This is a genomic window from Brevibacillus parabrevis, from assembly GCF_022701015.1.
Classification (GTDB): Bacteria; Bacillota; Bacilli; order Brevibacillales; family Brevibacillaceae; genus Brevibacillus; species Brevibacillus parabrevis.
In genome coordinates this window covers 877,501-893,029 of record NZ_CP064090.1, presented here as the reverse complement: position 1 = coordinate 893,029, position 15,529 = coordinate 877,501, and the positions used below count along the sequence as shown (strand labels likewise).

Sequence of the window (15,529 nt, the reverse complement as noted above, 5' to 3'; positions counted from 1 at the left end):
CCTTACTCCGCTGCCCCTACGCGTTTATACTCCAGATACACCATCAATACCGAGATGTCCGCAGGAGTAACCCCGGCGATACGCGCAGCTTGCCCGATGTTCAGCGGGCGGATATTGGACATGTTCTCGCGGGACTCTTTGGACAAGCCGGAAATTTGATGATAGTCGATGTCGGCTGGTATGCGGCGTTCCTCCATTTTCTTCATCCGCTCTACTTGCTGCAAAGACTTTTTGATGTAGCCATCGTATTTAATCTGGATTTCTACCTGCTCTGTCACATCGTCCGGCAAAACTTCCGGGGCTGGCACCATCGCCACAATATGGCTGTAGTTGATCTCTGGACGGCGCAACAACTGAGCCAGCTCGATCACTTCTGTCAATTCCGGCGAACCGGCAGCGCGCAATACTTCCTGCACATGTTGCATATCAGGGCGTACACGCGTATTTTCCACACGTTCCTTTTCCTGCTCGATCAATCGGCGTTTTTCGTTGTAGCGTCTGTAGCGCTCTTCGCTGATCAAGCCGATTTCATAGCCGATATCAGTCAGGCGCAAATCGGCATTGTCATGGCGCAAAAGCAAACGGTACTCGGCCCGGGAAGTGAGCAGCCGATACGGCTCATGCGTTCCTTTTGTCACGAGGTCGTCGATCAGCACGCCGATATACGCCTCTTCCCTGCCCAAAATGACAGGCGGTTTCCCTTGAACGCGGCGTGCAGCATTGATCCCGGCCATCAAACCTTGGCCCGCTGCTTCTTCATAGCCAGATGTTCCATTAATTTGCCCGGCAGTAAACAATCCCGGCAATTTCTTCGTTTCCAGCGACGGCCAAAGCTGTGTCGGCACAATCGAATCGTACTCGATCGCATAGCCAGGGCGCATCATTTTGACTTCTTCCATTCCAGCCATCGAACGCAGCATGGACAACTGCACGTCTTCCGGCAAGCTCGTGGACAAGCCTTGTACGTACATCTCTTCTGTATTTCGCCCTTCCGGCTCCAGGAAGATTTGATGGCGTGGCTTATCGTTGAAACGCACCACTTTATCCTCAATGGACGGACAGTAACGCGGCCCGGTTCCCTCAATCATGCCGGAGTACATCGGAGCACGGTGCAAATTGCTATTGATCAAGCCATGCGTGTCTTCATTGGTATACGTCAGCCAGCAAGGCAGCTGGTCCATAATAAATTCTGTCGTTTCATAAGAAAATGCCCGTGGAACAGGGTCGCCAGGCTGAATCTCCATTTTGGAAAAATCAACGCTGTTTTTATGAACGCGAGGCGGCGTTCCCGTCTTGAAGCGAGTCATTTCAAAACCAAGCTCTTTCAAATGCAGCGCCAGGCGAATCGACGGGCGCATGTTGTTCGGCCCGCTCTCATACTGCAAGTCGCCAAGAATGATTTTTCCGCGCAAATACGTTCCGGTAGTCAACACGACGGATTTAGCCTTGTAGCGAGCGCCTGTCTGGGTGATGACCCCTACGCATACTCCATCTTCGACGAGCAGCTCCTCGACCATGGCTTGGCGAAGGATCAAATTTGGCGTATTTTCAATCGTTTTCTTCATTTCGTGCTGGTAGGCAAACTTGTCTGCCTGTGCACGCAAAGCATGTACAGCAGGACCTTTTCCCGTATTCAGCATCCGCATTTGAATATGCGTTTTATCCGTATTGCGTCCCATTTCGCCGCCGAGTGCATCCAGCTCCCGTACAACGTGGCCTTTTGCCGGACCACCTACCGACGGATTGCAGGGCATATAAGCGACCGCATCCAGATTGATCGTCAAAAGCAGCGTGTTGCAGCCCATGCGTGCCGCAGCCAAAGCTGACTCACACCCCGCATGACCTGCCCCGATTACGATGACGTCAAACGAGCCTGCTTCATACGCAGGTACAGCGTTCATTTTGTTTTCCCCCTTGCTCATAAGTGCTATCTCGCATCTAACTTTCTTTTCATCAAAACGATTGCGTCCTGCCAATACAGTACGACTTCTTTCTTGCCTATGCCGCGAGCTTTCCTCGCTCTAACCGACTACGCACCATCGCCATGCCTGCATCCCCTGCTTGCGGCAAATGACGAACTGTTTCTTTTCTATTACCAGCCTACTTGCCCAGACAAAATTGCGAGAAGATCTGATCGATCAAATCCTCACCGACACTCTCGCCGATGACTTCTCCCAACAGCTCCCACGACTTCTTGATGTCAATTTGAATCATATCGACTGGCATCAGATCGTCAATGCCGCCGAGCGCCTCGTCAATCGCTCTTTCCGCCTGGCGCAGCAATTGAATATGCCGGGCATTGCTGACATACGTCAAATCATCCTGCTGTACACGGCCGCTGAAGAAAATTTCTCCGATCGCCTGCTCCAGCAAATCGATGCCTTTTTCTTTGCGCGCCGACGTCATGATGAGCGGCTGCTGTGGAAAATGGCGTTTGATCTCTTCCAGGTCCACTTTTTGCGGCAAGTCGAACTTGTTCACAATCACGATGACCTGAAACCCTTTTGCCGCTTCAAAAATCGCATAATCATCAGCAGTGAGCGGTTCGTTGTAGTTGATCACGAGCAAGACGAGATCCGCCTTTTGCAAAAGCTGCCGCGATTTCTCTACCCCGATTTTTTCCACGATATCGTCCGTATCGCGAATGCCTGCCGTATCAATCAGACGCAACGGCACCCCGCGCACATTGACGTACTCTTCGATAACATCGCGAGTCGTCCCGGCTACATCCGTGACAATCGCCTTTTCCTCTTGAACAAGGCTGTTCAAAAGAGAGGATTTCCCCACGTTTGGCCGCCCGATAATCGCTGTCGACAAGCCTTCACGCAAGATTTTTCCTTGCTTTGCCGTCTGCAAAAGACGTTGAATCTCGCTTTTTACCTCCAGGCATTTTCCGCGCAGGAAGTTTTGCGTAAACTCCTCCACGTCATGCTCGGGATAATCTAACGTTACTTCTATGTGGGCCATGGCTTCAATCAAATTTTGGCGCAGCTGGCGGATCAAACGCGACAGCTTCCCCTCTACCTGATTCAGTGCCACCCTCATCGCTCTGTCCGTTTTCGCCCGAATCAGATCGATGACAGCTTCCGCCTGGGACAAATCAACGCGTCCGTTTAAAAACGCACGCTTCGTAAACTCGCCCGGCTCCGCCAGTCTGGCTCCGTTATCGAGAATCAGTTCCAGCACCTTTTCAACGGACACGATTCCTCCGTGACAGTTTACTTCCACTACATCCTCCCGCGTAAAAGTTCGCGGAGCCCTCATAACAGACACCAGCACCTCTTCCACCCGATCTCCTGTATGCGGGTCGTACAAGTGCCCGTAATGAATCGTATGGCTGTCCACAGTGGACAACCGCTGTTTTCCTTTATATATCTTATCCACAACTTCGAGCGCTTCCGCACCGCTTACCCGAATGACGGCAATGCCACCTTCCCCCATCGGCGTCGCAACCGCTGCAATTGTATCGAATTTCATGACCTTCACCTCAAGCTTTCCAATCAGACAAGTCAGCCACTAACTTATTAGCTTAACAGATCGCCTTGAAAAATTCCAAATGAAAGTGTAAATTTTACACCCTCTCTTCATCAACAGGAAAAAGCAACCCTGCCGTCCAAGGTTGCTGTCCGCTCTCGTTATCCACAGTATGATCTTTTTTCGAAAAGCTCAACCCTCGCTTTGATTTATCCACAGTGGACAACCGTTTGCTTCGACATAAGCTGCGCCTGCATGCGCAAACGTCGACTTTTGTCGATAACACGTTCCTTTTGACACAAAAAAAGAAGCCTAACGAGAGGCTTCTTTCGGTGCAATGACGATGTATCGGTTTGGCTCGTCTCCTTCGCTGAAGGTAACGACGTCCGCTCTTTTTTGCAAGAAGGCGTGAATTACTTTGCGCTCGGCAGCCGACATTGGCTCCAGCCGCACATCACGTCTGGTCGACAAAGCTTTTTTCGCCACCCGGTCAGCCAGCTGCTCCAGCGTTTCCTTGCGGCGCATCCGGTAATTCTCGGCATCCAATGTGATGCGTACGTGTTTGTCCGCATGACGGTTCGCTACGACGTTTACGAGATACTGTAAGGAATCCAGAGTCTGCCCTCTGCGGCCAATGATGATTCCAAGGTTGCTGCCCTGGATATCAAACAGGATGCCCTCTTCATTAGTACGAGTCTCCACTTTGGCGTTCACCTTCATGTTAGACAAAACATCTTGAAGAAAGTCACGTCCCTGTGCAACCGGGTCGTAGTGGTATTCCACTTCCACTTTGGCGTCCTTCGCCCCAATCAGGCCAAACAACCCTCTGCTTGGTTCCTCCAGGACGCGAATACTCGCCTTTTCACGCGGTACACCCAATTCCAGCAAAGCTTTTTGCACAGCATCGTCTATCGTTTTTGCCGTAGCTACCACCTTTTTCACTTGGAGGTTCCCTCCTTGGGAGTAAGCTTATTGCCTTTATCACGATACAGGAAATACGTTTGTACGATAGTGAACAGGTTACCGTATACCCAGTACAGGGAGAGCGCAGATGGCAAGGTTACTGCGATAGCCAAAATCATCAGCGGCATCATGATCAGCATCATTTGCATTTGCGGGTTGCCCTGTGTAGCCTGTCCCATCATTTTCGACTGCAAGTAAGTCGTAACTGCGGCGATGATCGGCAAAATGTAGAACGGGTCTTTTTCGCCCAACGTCAGCCACAGGAAGGTTTGAGTCTTGATTTCTTCTGTTCGGATGATCGCGTGGTAAAAGGCGATCAGGATTGGCATTTGCACCAGCATCGGCAAGCAACCCGCGAGTGGATTGACGCCGTTTTTCTGGAACAGAGCCATTGTTTCTTGCTGAGCCTTTTGCGGATCGTTTTTGTGCTTCTCGCGGATTTTTTGCATTTCCGGCTGAAGCTCTTGCATTCTCTTGGAACTCTTGATTTGCTTGACCATCAATGGCAGTACGATCAAACGGATGATGACCGTCGCTACCAGGATACCAAAGCCGTAGTTGTTGCCAAGGATCAAAGCGCTTTCTTTAATCAACCAGGACAAGGGATATACGAGATATTTGTCCCAGAAGCCGGTTGCGTCAGGCCCGATTGGTGCAGCAGTCGTCGGGTTACAGCCTGACAGAACAAGAACCAGCATAGTCAGCATAATTATGCTGAGGGTACGTCTACTCAAGGGTGGTCCTCCTTTTCCCCGCTTCAGTGAGGTATGCTATTTGCGTTGATCCGGAACTGGATCAAACCCGCCCGGGTGGAACGGATGACATTTCAGGATGCGACGAAGAGCCAGCCAGCCTCCACGCCACGCGCCAAATCGGCGAACCGACTCGATCGCATAGTGTGAGCAGGTGGGCGCGAATCTACATGAAGGAGGCTTTAACGGAGATATGAACAGCTGGTATCCCCGAATCAACCAAACCATGATTTTCGCAACCATCGTTTCACCCTCTTTTTCCATTATGTACGGGTGCCCGTTTGATCACTTTGGCCCGCTTCATCACATGCAACAAAGATTGCTCAATGGCTTCAAGCGACATGTTTTCCACTCCCGGACGGGCGATGATGACTAGATCGAGGCCGAGTGGAATGACTGACTCCAACCGCGCTACCGCTTCTCGGATCAGTCGCTTGACTTTGTTGCGGATAACAGCGTTACCAATTTTTTTGCTGACGGAAATTCCAGCGCGAAAAGCAGCTTGTCCCTCCTGCTTGGCTGAATACAGGACAAATTGCTTGTTGGCAGCAGAAGTTCCTCGTTGAAAAACCGCTTGAAAGTGCTCATTTTTTTTGAGCCGGTGTGAACGATGCAAGGTAAACAACCCCTAACATCACAATTATAGTAGAAAACGCAAACAGCATCTACCAGTATATCCTTGTTTCGTCCACTTTTTTCCCAAAGTACACATACTTTGCAAGAAATTTAGCCGATTTTCGCGATCAGCTCGGCTCTTGCGCTTCGCAGTTCTGCCGCCTTCGCCTGATCCATCTGGAAAAAGCCCAGCTCCAGCAGCGACTCCCCAAGCCCTGGCGGAAGCTCTTGTCGATGCTCCTCCCACCAGTTGTCGGCGTCTGTGCTCGAATACAGCCAAACCGCTTCGGAAAACAACAGGAACCCCGCTTCGACATACTGCTCCTTCTGCAAAAGTCTTCCCATCTTCTGCTGCAAAAGAACATCGTTTTCCGCTCCGAGTGCGAACGCCTCTGGACCAGCCTTCGTTTGCAAGTGGGCACGATAATCGGAAAGCACCGCCAGCCCTTCCATAAGCGCTTCTCTTGCAGCGTATCTCACGGAAAAGTGCCGCTCAAGCTCCGACCAGCCGTCCAACTCACTCACGAGCCGGAAAAGCGCACGATCGCTGAGCTGTCCTTGCGAGACGAAAGCAATCAGCTGCATGGCCTCCAACCACCCTGCCCATTCGAGCAAAGCAGCGGAGTACAAGCGCCCTTCTGCCAAAGCCTCATCTGCGATGCGCTCGTACTCCTCGACCGCCGCCCTCGCCTGTGCAATCATCTTCGCTTTTGCCTCTTCTGATTCGAGATAAGCACGCATCTGTGGAAACCAGTCTGCAAAGCGGCCAGTTGGATCTGCCACCAGCCGTGCTTCCTGCAAATAGCGCCAACGCCAAGGATTGTCGCGTACATCATCCGCAGTCGGCACAGGATGGACGTGCAGCTGAATCAGTTGACCGCGAAACGAATGATTTTCGCTGCGGTGTTCCCTCGTTCCCTCCACAAAAAGGTTCAAGTCGAGATCGCTGAAGGCGTCTGCCTCCCCTCTCCCAACCGAACCTCCTGCATAGGCGCAAACTAAGTCTGGCAAAGCCAGCTCATGGACAAAATCACGGCCTACCCCAATAAAAAAGTCGGTGAAATTCTCTTCATTAGGCTTCATCGTCCCTCCCGCTCTTTTCAAACAGCATGAATCAAGAACTTTTTTGGTAGCTAGGTAATGATTCTCCACCAAAAGGTTCCACGCCGCGGCGAGACTTCCTCTTCCCACCTAAAAAAAGAATTTTCCGACATCATCTGGCAAACAAAAAGGCCACTGGAAATGTGGCCTACGCGGAAAGAACTTTTCTACCTCTTTGACGACGAGCAGCCAAAATTTTACGGCCGTTTTTTGTGCTCATGCGCTTACGGAATCCATGATCCTTTTTGCGCTTGCGATTGTTAGGGTTGAATGATGGTTTCATTATCGTATACACCTCCGTCTAGCACAGACATTCTTTTGCATTATAAGGACATATATAAAAAAAGTCAAGCAGCGATGGAATTTCCTTTCCAAGGCAAATATCCCCACAAAACTATTTCCCGGGTCTGTGGATATCATTTTATCCACAAAAACAGGTTTCGACAACTTTATCTACAGCTTGTACACAAAATATAGATATGTGAATATGTGGCTAGTACCAGTGGTTGTGTTTGTGGATAAGTATGAAAAAACCATTGATGCCATGCCTTATATCTGTTATTATGTTTTTGTTTTGAAGCGTGAATAACTCCGATAGGCTAATCGGTTTTTCCACAGGGTGTGGATAAGTTTGTGGACAGATTCCTTCCTATGTGTATGTCGTTACACACAGGGATGAGGATAACCGTCTGCTTTTTTTCTCTTCTGCGAGCAGAATCCCTATTTTTCGACTTTTTTTATCCACAGTCGTCAAATACGACCGTGTTGACAATCGGGTCACACATATGCGGTTTTTGCAATTGTTATCGTTTATTTTTTATCGGTGATTTTTATTTTTCGGATGGCCCAAAAGGAGGGATTCTGGTTGGATGCAGCGATTAGCGAACTATGGCGCAAAGTTCTCGCCAAGATAGAAAAATCGCTAAGCAAACCAAGTTTCGATACCTGGCTCAAAGCAACCAGGGCAACCACCCTGGAAGAGGATGCACTGATCGTCGTGGCGCCCAATGACTTTGCGAGAGATTGGCTCGAAACCCGGTACGCTCAACTGATTACCGATACACTATATGAAGTGACAGGTATCAATATGAAGGTAAAATTCGTCGCCCTGCAAAATCAGGATGCCGCATTTGCCGAGGAACAACCTACCCCACGGGTGAAAATGAGCGCTCCGCCCACAGCAGCGGATGACCAGCCACCCAGCATTTTGAATCCCAAGTACACCTTTGACACTTTCGTTATCGGTGCGGGAAATCGTTTCGCTCATGCCGCTTCGCTTGCAGTCGCAGAAGCTCCTGCCAAAGCTTACAATCCCCTCTTCATTTACGGAGGAGTCGGACTTGGCAAAACCCACTTGATGCACGCAATTGGCCATTATGTTATCCAACACAATCCATCGGCAAAAGTGGTCTATTTGTCGTCCGAGAAGTTTACCAATGAGTTCATCAACTCCATTCGGGACAACAAGGCCGTCGAATTTCGCAACAAGTACCGGAGTGTAGACGTTCTTTTGATTGATGACATTCAGTTTTTGGCTGGCAAGGAATCGACGCAAGAGGAGTTTTTTCATACGTTCAACGCTCTGCACGAAGAGAGCAAACAGATCATCATTTCCTCCGACCGGCCTCCAAAAGAGATCCCGACGCTGGAAGACCGGCTTCGCTCCCGCTTCGAATGGGGACTGATTACCGACATCCAGCCGCCTGATCTGGAGACGCGGATTGCCATTTTGCGCAAAAAAGCGAAGGCAGAAAACCTCGACATTCCGAACGAAGTAATGGCTTACATCGCGAATCAAATCGACAGCAACATCCGCGAGCTGGAAGGTGCGCTGATCCGTGTTGTCGCTTACTCTTCCTTGATCAATCGCGACATTGATACGCAGCTCGCTGCCGAAGCTTTGAAAGACATCATTCCGTCTTCTCGCCCGCGCGTGATTACCATTATGGACATTCAGCGTGCTGTCGGAGAAGCTTTCAGTCTGAAGCTGGAAGACTTCAAAGCGAAAAAACGGACCAAAACCGTCGCTTTTCCTCGCCAAATCGCCATGTATTTGTCTCGGGAGCTGACAGACGCCTCCTTGCCAAAAATCGGCGACGAATTTGGCGGACGCGACCATACAACTGTCATCCATGCGCATGAAAAAATCTCGCGGGCACTGGCAAGTGATCCGCAGATGCAAACTACGATTCAGTCGCTCATTGAAAAGTTAAAAGCAAACCACTAAACCTGTGCATAACGCAAAAAGCCTATACACAACTTACCCACATGTGTATAGGCTATCTTTTACGTTATCAGTCCACATATCCACAAATCCACAGGCCCTATTACTACTTCTGTTAAAAAGATATATCCTAATAAGTTATGATAAAGACGCAGCCATTATGCATAGTCCATTAAAAAAATGGCGCAGATAGAGGGAGGATCACGTTGATGCATATTACCGTTCAGCGAGACAAGCTGTCTAACGCCGTGTCACATGTCAGTAAAGCCGTTTCCAGCCGAACAACCATTCCGATTTTGACCGGGATTAAGATAAAAACAGATGACGAGGGGCTTACTCTGACTGCAAGCGACTCGGATGTATCCATCGAAGTACAGATTCCTTTGGAAGAAGCGGGAGAATGGGGAGTAACGATCCATCAGCCTGGAAGCATCGTTTTGACAGCTCGCATTTTCAGCGAAATCGTCCGCAAGCTGCCAAGCAACGAAATCCATATCCAGGTAGACGATCGCCTTGTTACCCAAATCCGTTCCGGACAAGCTGAGTTCACCATCAACGGAATGGATGCCAGCGAGTATCCGCAATTGCCGCATCTGGAAGAGGATAAAGTATTCAGCGTTCCCTGTGACTTGCTAAAAGCAATGATCCGTCAGACTGTTTTTGGCGTATCCACTTCTGAAATGCGCCCGATTCTTACTGGATTGATGTGGTCCCTGGAACAAGGCAAGCTTCGTTTTGTTGCGACTGACAGTCACCGTTTGGCCAGCCGTACTGCCATGGTAGAATGCCCGGATGACCTTTCCTTCCACAACGTAGTCGTACCAGGAAAAAGCTGCAACGAATTGGTAAAAATCTTGGATGATGACCAAAATCCTGCTGATATCGTCGTAGCCGACAATCAAATTTTGGTGAAGTCCAAGCACATTTTGTTCTATTCGCGTTTGCTGGAGGGAACTTATCCAGACACGACCAGAATCATTCCACAAGGAAGCAAAACAGAGATCACTGTCAGCACCAAAGAATTTTTGCAGTCGATCGAGCGCGCTTCCTTGCTCAGCCGCGAAGGCAAATCCAATGTGGTCAAGCTCGTTACGCTGCCGGATGGCACTGTAGAGATCACCTCCAACGCTCCTGAAATCGGGAAAGTAACGGATATTTTGAGTCCGAAAGCGATGGAAGGCGAAGAGCTGAAGATTTCCTTCAACGCCAAATACATGATTGACGCTTTGCGTGCGATTGACAGCTCCGAAATCAGAGCCAGCTTTACTGGCCCGATGAGCCCGTTTGTCATTCGTCCGACGGACCACGATTGGATGCTGCATTTGATCTTGCCAGTCCGTACTTACTAGGGTTTTTTCGTAAAAAAGTTCTTTTTCGTAAAAGAAAGGAGCCAAGCCATGCGTGAGGTTTCCATCAACACCGAATACATTGCTCTCGGCCAATTTTTAAAGCTGGCTGACGTCATCGATACCGGAGGCATGGCCAAAGCTTTTTTGGCAGAGGTGCCGATTCAAATCAATGGCGAGCTGGACAACAGACGAGGCCGCAAGCTATATCCTGGCGATGAAGTGGCGATTGAAGGCCATGGCCGCTTTCAAGTGGTACGCCGCTGAGAGGAGAGCGTGATTCTTGTTTCTCAAGAACCTGTCGCTTACCAACTATCGCAACTATTCATCCCTGTCCTTGGATTTTGATGGCCCCATCCAGTTGTTTATTGGCAACAACGCCCAGGGGAAAACAAATGCACTCGAATCGATATACGTTCTGGCTCTGGCCAAATCCCACCGTACGCCCCGAGACAAGGAGCTGATTACGTGGGATGCCGATTTCGCCACGATCCGTAGCGATGTTCTTCGTCGCTACGGTTCTGTTCGTTTGGAGCTACAGTTGACAAGCAAAGGAAAGCGGGCCAAAATCAACGGGATGGAGCAGCAAAAGCTGAGCGCCTATGTGGGAGCCTTGAACGTAGTCATGTTTGCGCCGGAGGATTTGTCCATTGTAAAAGGGGCACCCGCTCAGCGCAGACGTTTTATTGACATGGAAATCGGCCAGGTATCGCCCACTTATCTGTATTATTTAAGCAATTACAACAAAGTGCTGGCGCAGCGGAATCAACTGCTGAAGGACTTGGCGATGAAAAAAAGCCATTCGCTGGAAATGTTGGCAATTTGGAATACCCAACTAGCCGATTTAGCGGTAAAATTGTTGAGGAAGCGGTTTGAGTTTCTGCGCAAGCTCCAAGTATGGGCGCAGGAGATCCATACGGGCATTACCAATGGCCGGGAGAAGCTTTCCTTGCACTATGTAAACTCATCGCCAGTTACGGAAGAAATGTCGGTCGAGCAGGCTGTTGATACAATGCTGGCTGCCTATGAAGAGGTTCGCGACCGGGAAATCATGCGCGGAAGCACCTTGATCGGACCGCATCGCGATGATTTTTCGCTCAAAGTGAACAACATGGATGTCCAAACGTACGGTTCACAAGGGCAGCAGCGCACGAGCGCACTGTCCATCAAACTGGCCGAAATCGAACTGATTAAAGAAGAAGTGGGGGAATACCCCGTTCTTTTGTTGGATGATGTCTTGTCAGAGTTGGATGAACATCGGCAAACCCTGTTACTCGAAACCATTCAGGATCGGGTTCAGACGTTTGTGAGCACGACAGGTGTGGAAGGCTTAAAGCATCAGGTTCTCCAGCAAGCCTCTCGTTTTTACGTGAAGGAAGGGACAATCTCGGGAGAAAGGTAGGGATCAGGGATGTTTATTCACATTGGTGGAGATACTGTGGTGAGCACAAAGGAAGTCATTTCCATCCTCGATCATCAAACCGTGAAATCCTCGAAGGTCAACAAGGCTTTCTTGCAGGAAAAGCGGAAGACGATCGTCGACCACAGCGTAGAAGAAACAAAATCGTATGTAATCACCAAGGATGCCATTTACTGTTCACCTATTTCTTCTCTGACGCTAAAGCGACGCGCTCAGTTCGTGGACAGCTTGGATCAGTTTCCCTTTGTACAAGCTGAAGTGGAGGAGTTGACAGAGTAGTGGATCAAGTGACGACGAACGATACAAACTATGATGCGAGTCAGATTCAGGTTCTGGAAGGGCTGGAAGCGGTTCGGAAACGTCCCGGCATGTATATCGGCTCAACCAGCAGCCGCGGTTTGCATCACCTGGTATGGGAGATTGTCGACAATGCCATCGATGAGGCGCTTGCCGGTTATTGCGACAACATCTTGGTGGTCATTCATCCGGACAACTCCGTATCTGTAACTGATAATGGCCGGGGAATCCCAACCGGCATCCACGAGAAAACCGGGAAGTCGACAGTAGAAACGGTTTTAACTGTCCTGCACGCCGGCGGAAAATTTGGCGGCGGCGGATATAAAGTTTCCGGCGGTCTTCACGGGGTAGGTAGCTCGGTTGTAAACGCGCTATCCGAGTGGATGGAAGTAGAAGTAAAGCAGAACAATCAAATTCACTATATGCGTTTTACGGTCGGCGCACCTGTTGCTGATCTTGCTGTTATTGGCGAGACAGAAGAGACGGGAACAAAAGTCACGTTCAAGCCAGACCCGACCATCTTTACAGAAACAACCGTTTTCGAATACGACATTTTGCAAAAACGTATTCGCGAGCTTGCTTTCCTCAACAAAGGACTGCGGATTACGCTGAAAGATACCCGTCCCGAACAGGAAAAGGAAGAATCGTTCCACTATGAGGGCGGTATTGTTCAGTTTGTGGAATATTTGAATAAAAACCGCGAAGCGCTGCACGAAGAAGTCATTTATTGCGAAGGGGAGAAAGACGGCCTGCTTGTTGAGGTTGCCCTGCAATACAACGACAGCTACGTGAGCAATATTTATTCTTTTGCCAACAACATCAACACGCATGAAGGCGGTACGCACGAAACCGGGTTCAAGACAGCTCTTACCCGCGTGATCAACGACTACAGCCGCAAATTCAATCTCCTCAAGGAAAAGGATGCAAACCTGTCCGGGGATGATGTGCGTGAAGGGATCACGGCGATTATTTCGGTGAAGATCCAGGAGCCTCAGTTCGAAGGGCAAACGAAAACAAAGCTCGGCAACTCGGAAGCGCGCAGCATTACCGAGTCCGTGTTTGGCGATCGTTTCAGCACCTTTATGGAGGAAAACCCTGGCGTAGCGAAAAAAGTGGTCGAGAAGGCTCTGATGGCTTCGCGTGCCCGTGAAGCTGCCCGTAAAGCCCGGGAAATGACTCGCCGCAAGAGCGCGCTCGAAGTCAGTGCTTTGCCGGGTAAATTGGCCGACTGCTCTTCCAAGGACGCTTCCGAATCCGAACTGTTCATCGTTGAGGGAGACTCTGCGGGCGGTTCTGCGAAGTCTGGCCGCGATCGTCACTTCCAGGCGATTCTTCCTTTGCGTGGAAAAGTGTTGAACGTAGAAAAGGCGCGCTTGGACAAAATTCTCGGCAACAACGAAATTCGCATGATCATTACGGCGCTCGGCACAGGGGTGGGCGAAGACTTCGACATCACCAAAGCGCGCTACCATAAAGTCGTAATCATGACGGACGCCGACGTGGATGGCTCACATATCCGTACGTTGCTGTTGACGTTCTTCTATCGCTACATGCGTCAGCTCATCGAAGCGGGGTATATTTATATTGCGCAGCCGCCGTTGTACAGCATCAAGCAGGGCAAAACGCTGCATTATGCTTACAACGACAGGCAGCGGGATGAAATACTCGCTACCCTGAAGACTACACCAAAGCCAAATGTGCAGCGTTACAAAGGGTTGGGTGAGATGAACGCAGACCAATTGTGGGAAACTACAATGGACCCAGAGATGCGTACACTCTTGCAAGTTGACCTGGAAGACGCCATGGATGCCGATATGGTGTTTGAGACGCTCATGGGCGATGAAGTAGAGCCGCGCAGAGAGTTTATTGAGCAATACGCAGCGACTGTCAGAGATTTGGATATTTAAGACCTTGATGGCTCCATATAGACATTGATTGCAGGAAGGCTCAGCTATGAAACAGGTGTGGAAAAGGCTTCTACCACGCTGTTTTGCGGATCGAAGCGGGTTTTTCGCTGGCTTTTTCGTAGCTGAGCCAGCCTTCTTGCAAAAAATTCACTTTTACCCGATAAAAAAATCAAAAATTCTATTGCAATGAATAAAAATCTATGCTAGATTAAAGATCCAGGAAGCGATACGGGCCTATAGCTCAGTTGGTTAGAGCGCACGCCTGATAAGCGTGAGGTCGGCTGTTCGAGTCAGCCTAGGCCCACCACTTACATAAGGCGATAGCAGCAAAATCAAGATCGCTTACCCATTTGAAAATGGGGCTGTAGCTCAGTTGGGAGAGCGCCTGCCTTGCAAGCAGGAGGTCATCGGTTCGATCCCGTTCAGCTCCACCATAGACTCCTAAAGGCAATTGGCCTGGATATTGTATTGTTCCTCGGTAGCTCAGTTGGTAGAGCAATCGGCTGTTAACCGATCGGTCGGCGGTTCGAGTCCGTCCCGAGGAGCCATATCACGCTCCTGTAGCTCAGTCGGTAGAGCGTTTCCATGGTAAGGAAGAGGTCGCAGGTTCGATTCCTGTCGGGAGCACCAGATTATTAAAAAGCACGGCCCGTTGGTGAAGCGGTTTAACACAGCAGCCTTTCACGCTGTCATACAGGGGTTCGAATCCCCTACGGGTCACCTATGAATCCCAACTACTTTGTTGGGTCCCTGACAAAAGTCGGGGAGTACGGAGGCTTAGCTCAGCTGGGAGAGCATCTGCCTTACAAGCAGAGGGTCGGCGGTTCGATCCCGTCAGCCTCCACCATTATTACAAAATGATTATTAATATGGAGCTGTGGTGAAGTTGGAGTTCACGCCGGTCTGTCACACCGGAGGTCGCGGGTTCGAGTCCCGTCAGCTCCGCCATTATTCAAACTAATGGTGGCATCTCATATGCACGAGGCTCGGTAGCTCAGTCGGTAGAGCAGAGGACTGAAAATCCTCGTGTCGGCGGTTCGATTCCGTCCCGAGCCACCATGAAATAATCAAATATGCCGGTATAGCTCAATTGGTAGAGCACCTGACTTGTAATCAGGGGGTTGTGGGTTCAAGTCCTATTGCCGGCACCACCTTTAATTTTCAGTTGATAATACTGATGCTGAAAAAGGACAAGATGGGGAGATAGTGAAGTGGCTAAACACGGCAGACTGTAAATCTGCTCCCTCCGGGTTCGGCGGTTCGAATCCGTCTCTCCCCACCATCTTTACTTCATGGCTATTGGGGTATAGCCAAGCGGTAAGGCAACGGACTTTGACTCCGTCATTCCTAGGTTCAAATCCTAGTACCCCAGCCATAATGAGAGCCATTAGCTCAGTTGGTAGAGCATCTGACTTTTAATCAGAGGGTCG

At 49.9% G+C, this 15,529-nt stretch carries 14 protein-coding genes and 12 tRNA genes (1 of these 26 cut by a window edge); 18 read left to right on the top strand and 8 right to left on the bottom strand.

Translation table 11 applies throughout. From position 1 onward, the window contains the following. Positions 1-2 precede the first annotated feature (2 nt). The 8 genes from mnmG to rpmH all read right to left on the bottom strand — a co-directional run bounded on the left by mnmG (position 3) and on the right by rpmH (position 7,191). Positions 3-1,901 (bottom strand): tRNA uridine-5-carboxymethylaminomethyl(34) synthesis enzyme MnmG, encoded by a 1,899-nt coding sequence (gene mnmG / locus IRJ17_RS04515; protein WP_173598909.1) that lies wholly within the window; start codon positions 1,899-1,901, stop codon positions 3-5. A gap of 199 nt (positions 1,902-2,100) precedes the next feature. Further along, positions 2,101-3,477, bottom strand: coding sequence for a tRNA uridine-5-carboxymethylaminomethyl(34) synthesis GTPase MnmE (gene mnmE / locus IRJ17_RS04510; protein ID WP_242773388.1), 1,377 nt, complete (start codon positions 3,475-3,477; stop codon positions 2,101-2,103). Positions 3,478-3,786: 309 nt separating this feature from the next. Further along, positions 3,787-4,416, bottom strand: coding sequence for an RNA-binding cell elongation regulator Jag/EloR (gene jag, locus IRJ17_RS04505; RefSeq protein ID WP_122962230.1), 630 nt, complete (start codon positions 4,414-4,416; stop codon positions 3,787-3,789). Next, positions 4,413-5,171, bottom strand: coding sequence for a membrane protein insertase YidC (gene yidC / locus IRJ17_RS04500; protein WP_122962229.1), 759 nt, complete (start codon positions 5,169-5,171; stop codon positions 4,413-4,415). Before yidC ends, jag begins: the two co-directional genes overlap by 4 nt. Before the next feature lie 36 nt (positions 5,172-5,207). After that, on the bottom strand, positions 5,208-5,432 hold the full coding sequence (gene yidD / locus IRJ17_RS04495; RefSeq protein WP_122962228.1) for a membrane protein insertion efficiency factor YidD: 225 nt from the start codon (positions 5,430-5,432) through the stop codon (positions 5,208-5,210). A 4-nt stretch (positions 5,433-5,436) separates the two neighbouring features. Beyond that, positions 5,437-5,805 carry a ribonuclease P protein component gene (rnpA, locus tag IRJ17_RS04490; RefSeq protein WP_063231695.1) on the bottom strand — a complete coding sequence of 123 codons (369 nt, stop codon included), beginning with the start codon at positions 5,803-5,805 and terminating at the stop codon, positions 5,437-5,439. Positions 5,806-5,915: 110 nt separating this feature from the next. Continuing rightward, positions 5,916-6,887, bottom strand: a complete 972-nt coding sequence (locus tag IRJ17_RS04485; protein ID WP_242773385.1) for a nucleotidyltransferase — start codon at positions 6,885-6,887, stop codon at positions 5,916-5,918. A 166-nt stretch (positions 6,888-7,053) separates the two neighbouring features. Beyond that, positions 7,054-7,191 (bottom strand): 50S ribosomal protein L34, encoded by a 138-nt coding sequence (gene rpmH / locus IRJ17_RS04480; protein WP_217022156.1) that lies wholly within the window; start codon positions 7,189-7,191, stop codon positions 7,054-7,056. A gap of 579 nt (positions 7,192-7,770) precedes the next feature. On the opposite strand from rpmH, the gene dnaA reads away from it, so the two are divergent. From dnaA to IRJ17_RS04390, 18 genes are all read left to right on the top strand, one after another. Beyond that, positions 7,771-9,132 carry a chromosomal replication initiator protein DnaA gene (dnaA, locus tag IRJ17_RS04475; protein WP_063231697.1) on the top strand — a complete coding sequence of 454 codons (1,362 nt, stop codon included), beginning with the start codon at positions 7,771-7,773 and terminating at the stop codon, positions 9,130-9,132. Positions 9,133-9,338: 206 nt separating this feature from the next. After that, positions 9,339-10,478, top strand: coding sequence for a DNA polymerase III subunit beta (gene dnaN / locus IRJ17_RS04470; protein WP_122962225.1), 1,140 nt, complete (start codon positions 9,339-9,341; stop codon positions 10,476-10,478). A 48-nt stretch (positions 10,479-10,526) separates the two neighbouring features. Further along, the gene (gene yaaA / locus IRJ17_RS04465; protein WP_063231699.1) at positions 10,527-10,742 is read left to right on the top strand and encodes a S4 domain-containing protein YaaA; all 216 of its coding nucleotides are present in this window, start codon (positions 10,527-10,529) and stop codon (positions 10,740-10,742) included. Between the two features lie 16 nt (positions 10,743-10,758). Further along, positions 10,759-11,877 (top strand): DNA replication/repair protein RecF, encoded by a 1,119-nt coding sequence (gene recF, locus IRJ17_RS04460; protein ID WP_173597195.1) that lies wholly within the window; start codon positions 10,759-10,761, stop codon positions 11,875-11,877. A 9-nt stretch (positions 11,878-11,886) separates the two neighbouring features. Continuing rightward, on the top strand, positions 11,887-12,174 hold the full coding sequence (gene remB, locus IRJ17_RS04455; RefSeq protein ID WP_122962223.1) for an extracellular matrix regulator RemB: 288 nt from the start codon (positions 11,887-11,889) through the stop codon (positions 12,172-12,174). 8 nt (positions 12,175-12,182) lie between these two features. Then, positions 12,183-14,099 carry a DNA topoisomerase (ATP-hydrolyzing) subunit B gene (gyrB, locus tag IRJ17_RS04450; protein ID WP_370641116.1) on the top strand — a complete coding sequence of 639 codons (1,917 nt, stop codon included), beginning with the start codon at positions 12,183-12,185 and terminating at the stop codon, positions 14,097-14,099. Positions 14,100-14,329: 230 nt separating this feature from the next. Then, positions 14,330-14,406, top strand: a tRNA-Ile gene (locus IRJ17_RS04445). A gap of 51 nt (positions 14,407-14,457) precedes the next feature. Then, a tRNA-Ala gene (locus IRJ17_RS04440) sits at positions 14,458-14,533 on the top strand. Between the two features lie 38 nt (positions 14,534-14,571). Further along, a tRNA-Asn gene (locus tag IRJ17_RS04435) sits at positions 14,572-14,647 on the top strand. Positions 14,648-14,653: 6 nt separating this feature from the next. Continuing rightward, a tRNA-Thr gene (locus tag IRJ17_RS04430) sits at positions 14,654-14,729 on the top strand. A 16-nt stretch (positions 14,730-14,745) separates the two neighbouring features. Then, positions 14,746-14,819 (top strand) — tRNA-Glu (locus tag IRJ17_RS04425). A 51-nt stretch (positions 14,820-14,870) separates the two neighbouring features. Further along, positions 14,871-14,946, top strand: a tRNA-Val gene (locus IRJ17_RS04420). A 24-nt stretch (positions 14,947-14,970) separates the two neighbouring features. Continuing rightward, a tRNA-Asp gene (locus tag IRJ17_RS04415) sits at positions 14,971-15,047 on the top strand. Positions 15,048-15,082: 35 nt separating this feature from the next. Then, positions 15,083-15,158, top strand: a tRNA-Phe gene (locus IRJ17_RS04410). A gap of 16 nt (positions 15,159-15,174) precedes the next feature. Beyond that, positions 15,175-15,250 (top strand) — tRNA-Thr (locus tag IRJ17_RS04405). Between the two features lie 46 nt (positions 15,251-15,296). Further along, positions 15,297-15,381, top strand: a tRNA-Tyr gene (locus IRJ17_RS04400). Between the two features lie 18 nt (positions 15,382-15,399). Next, positions 15,400-15,474, top strand: a tRNA-Gln gene (locus IRJ17_RS04395). A 6-nt stretch (positions 15,475-15,480) separates the two neighbouring features. Further along, a tRNA-Lys gene (locus IRJ17_RS04390) sits at positions 15,481-15,529 on the top strand; it runs 27 nt beyond the window's last position.